The organism is Pontibacter sp. GD7, from assembly GCF_058216375.1.
Genome location: NZ_JBYZMP010000021.1, coordinates 1,459 through 5,055, shown reverse-complemented (window position 1 = coordinate 5,055; position 3,597 = coordinate 1,459). Strand labels below are relative to the sequence as shown.

2 tRNA genes and 2 rRNA genes are annotated in these 3,597 nt (G+C 55.8%); all 4 read right to left on the bottom strand.

Annotation, left to right across the window (positions count from 1 at the left end):
• Positions 1–43: 43 nt before the first annotated feature.
• The 4 genes from rrf to AC4BAP_RS19250 all read right to left on the bottom strand — a co-directional run bounded on the left by rrf (position 44) and on the right by AC4BAP_RS19250 (position 3,535).
• Positions 44–155 (bottom strand): 5S ribosomal RNA (rrf, locus tag AC4BAP_RS19265).
• Positions 156–260: 105 nt separating this feature from the next.
• A 23S ribosomal RNA gene (locus AC4BAP_RS19260) occupies positions 261–3,151 on the bottom strand.
• Between the two features lie 222 nt (positions 3,152–3,373).
• Positions 3,374–3,447: transfer RNA gene (locus AC4BAP_RS19255), tRNA-Ala, on the bottom strand.
• A 14-nt stretch (positions 3,448–3,461) separates the two neighbouring features.
• Positions 3,462–3,535 (bottom strand) — tRNA-Ile (locus tag AC4BAP_RS19250).
• Positions 3,536–3,597 lie beyond the last annotated feature (62 nt).

Below are 3,597 nucleotides of genomic sequence, written 5' to 3'. Positions count from 1 at the left end.
AAAAGGGGGCAGCGTCCTTTTGGGATGCTGCCCCCTTTGTTGGGGTTGGCGGCCACCTACTCTCCCGGGTGTGACCCCAGTACCATCGGCGCGTCCGGGCTTAACTTCTCTGTTCGGGATGGGAAGAGGTGCTCACCGGAGCCATAGCCACCATTGTCGTCGCTGCCGTCGTCGTGGCAGTCTAATGCTTTTTAAGTTATTGGCATGATTGGGGAGAGAGAAGCGAGGAGGCGGGCCCTAAGGCCTTTTGAAGCTTGCGCTTTGGAACGCTGTCGGGCAATTAGTACCGCTCGGCTTTGCTGTCTCCAGCTTTACACCTGCGGCCTATCGACGTGGTCGTCTCCCACGGCCCTCAAGGGAGATCTCATCTTGGGGCGGGTTTCGCACTTAGATGCTTTCAGCGCTTATCCCGTCCGAGCGTAGCTACCCTGCGCTGCGGCTGGCGCCACAACAGGTCCACCAGAGGCTCGTCCAACCCGGTCCTCTCGTACTAAGGTCAGGACCCCTCAAATCTCCGACGCCCGCAACAGATAGGGACCGAACTGTCTCACGACGTTCTGAACCCAGCTCGCGTGCCACTTTAATCGGCGAACAGCCGAACCCTTGGGACCTTCTCCAGCCCCAGGACGTGACGAGCCGACATCGAGGTGCCAAACCTCCCCGTCGATATGAGCTCTTGGGGGAGATCAGCCTGTTATCCCCAGAGTACCTTTTATCCTTTGAGCGATGGCCCTTCCATGCGGAACCACCGGATCACTATATCCGCCTTTCGGCCCTGCTCGGCTTGTGGGCCTCACAGTCAAGCGCCCTTGTGCTATTGCGCTCTGCGCACGGTTACCAAGCGTGCTGAGGGCACCTTTGAAAGCCTCCGTTATTGTTTTGGAGGCGACCACCCCAGTCAAACTACCCACCAAGCACTGTCCCCCACTTCGTAAGGTTAGGCGCCAAGCAACTCAAGGGTGGTATTTCAAGGACGGCTCCGCGATGCCTGGCGACACCGCCTCGCAGCCTCCCACCTATCCTACACATGAGTTACCCAGCGTCAATGCTAAGCTATAGTAAAGGTTCATGGGGTCTTTCCGTCCCGTTGCGGGTACTCGGCATCTTCACCGAGACTACAATTTCACCGAGCTCACGGCTGAGACAGCGCCCAGATCGTTACACCATTCGTGCAGGTCGGAACTTACCCGACAAGGAATTTCGCTACCTTAGGACCGTTATAGTTACGGCCGCCGTTTACCGGGGCTTCGATTCAATGCTTCGGGTTGCCCCTAACATCCCCTCTTAACCTTCCGGCACCGGGCAGGTGTCAGGCCTTATACTTCATCTCTCGATTTCGCAAAGCCATGTGTTTTTGTTAAACAGTCGCCTGGGCCTTTTCACTGCGGCTTCTTGCATTGCTGCAAGGAAGCGCCCCTTCTCCCGAAGTTACAGGGCCATTTTGCCGAGTTCCTTGGCCGTGATTCACTCGAGCACCTTAGGATTCTCTCCTCGACCACCTGTGTCGGTTTGCGGTACGGGCGGCAAGCCATTTAAACGCTTAGCGGGTTTTCTAGGGAGCCTGATTAGGGACGATCCCCGCGGCCGGGGCCTTGGGGTACTTTCGGCTTTCAGCTAGCCCGGCGTACTTCACAACCGGGCCAATACCTACGGCCTTAAACGCGCTATTCCGTCAGCGCGCCGTCCTTTCACTTCTCCGTCACCGCATCGCTATGACGTGCCGGTACTGGAATATTAACCAGTTGTCCATCGACCTGCGCTCTCGCCTCGGCCTTAGGACCCGACTAACCCTGATCCGATTAGCGTTGATCAGGAAACCTTGGTCTTTCGGTGTGCGGGTTTCTCGCCCGCATTATCGTTACTTATGCCTACATTTGCTTTTCCGAGCGCTCCAGCACATCTTGCCGATATGCCTTCTCCGCCCTCGGAATGCTCCCCTACCAGTGTAATAAATTACAATCCGCAGCTTCGGTGCCATGCTTGATGCCCGATTATTATCGATGCCCTGTCGCTCGACCAGTGAGCTGTTACGCACTCTTTAAATGAATGGCTGCTTCCAAGCCAACATCCTGGCTGTCTGTGCAACTGGACCCCCTTTGTTCAACTTAGCCTGGACTTGGGGACCTTAGCTGGCGGTCTGGGTTCTTTCCCTCTCGGCGCGGGACCTTAGCACCCCGCGCCTCACTGCCGCGTATGTCAAATGGCATTCGGAGTTCGTCAGGATTCGGTAGGATTTGACTCCCCCTAGTCCTATCGGTAGCTCTACCTCCATATGACTCGACCGCGACGCTGCCCCTAAAGGCATTTCGGGGAGTACGAGCTATTTCTCAGTTTGATTGGCCTTTCACCCCTACCCACAGGTCATCCAAATGCTTTTCAACGCAAACTGGTTCGGACCTCCATTTGGTTTTACCCAAACTTCATCCTGCCCATGGGTAGATCACAAAGTTTCGCGTCTACCCCCCCTGACTGTGCGCCCTGTTCAGACTCGCTTTCGCTGCGGCTCCGCCCCTTCAGAGGCTTAACCTTGCCAGGGAGGAGTAACTCGTAGGCTCATTATGCAAAAGGCACGCCGTCAGTCCACGAAGGACCTCCGACCGCTTGTAGGCGCATGGTTTCAGGGTCTTTTCACCCCCCTATTCGGGGTACTTTTCACCTTTCCCTCACGGTACTGGTTCACTATCGGTCTCTCAGGAGTATTTAGCCTTGGCGGATGGTGCCGCCGGATTCAGGCGGGATTTCTCCGGTCCCGCCCTACTCAGGATACCACTAGGGCCAAGCAGCTTACGCACACGGGACTCTCACCCCCTATGGTCATCCTTCCCAGGATGTTATGCTTCAATACTTGGTCCCACGGCGTGGTCCTACAACCCCAGACCTGCCGTGACAGGACTGGTTTGGGCTCTTCCGCGTTCGCTCGCCACTACTTGCGGAATCATTGTTATTTTCTCTTCCTCCGGGTACTTAGATGTTTCAGTTCCCCGGGTTCGCCCCCCGTAGGGTAGTTGGTCTTCAACCAACTGGGTTGCCCCATTCGGATACCCGCGGATCAATTCGTATGTGCCGATCCCCGCGGCTTTTCGCAGCTTGTCGCGTCCTTCGTCGCCTCTGAGAGCCTAGGCATCCCCCATGCGCCCTTCTCTGCGTTCCCGGGCCCGCCGATTGCTCGGCAGGCCCGCCTCTTCGCTCGTTATGCTCATGGGCTGTCTCCGAAAAGACAGCCTAAACTTTACTTATGTTTTCTCTCTCCCATCATGTCAAAGAACCTTCTCTAGTTTAAAGTTAAGAGTTGAGAGTTAAAAGTTAACCCTTCCCTAACTTTCCCTAAATATGAGGCAAAAACCAGCCGTTCTTGCCTTGTTGTGTGTCGGTGTGGAGAATAACGGAGTCGAACCGTTGACCTCCTGCGTGCAAAGCAGGCGCTCTAGCCAGCTGAGCTAATCCCCCAAGTGTAAGTTGAGTGGGCCTGCGTGGACTCGAACCACGGACCTCTACATTATCAGTGTAGCGCTCTAACCACCTGAGCTACAAGCCCAGAAGACTGGGCGCCTCACAGCCACCTAATCAGGTTTTGAGGTTTGCAGAGACAGACAGACA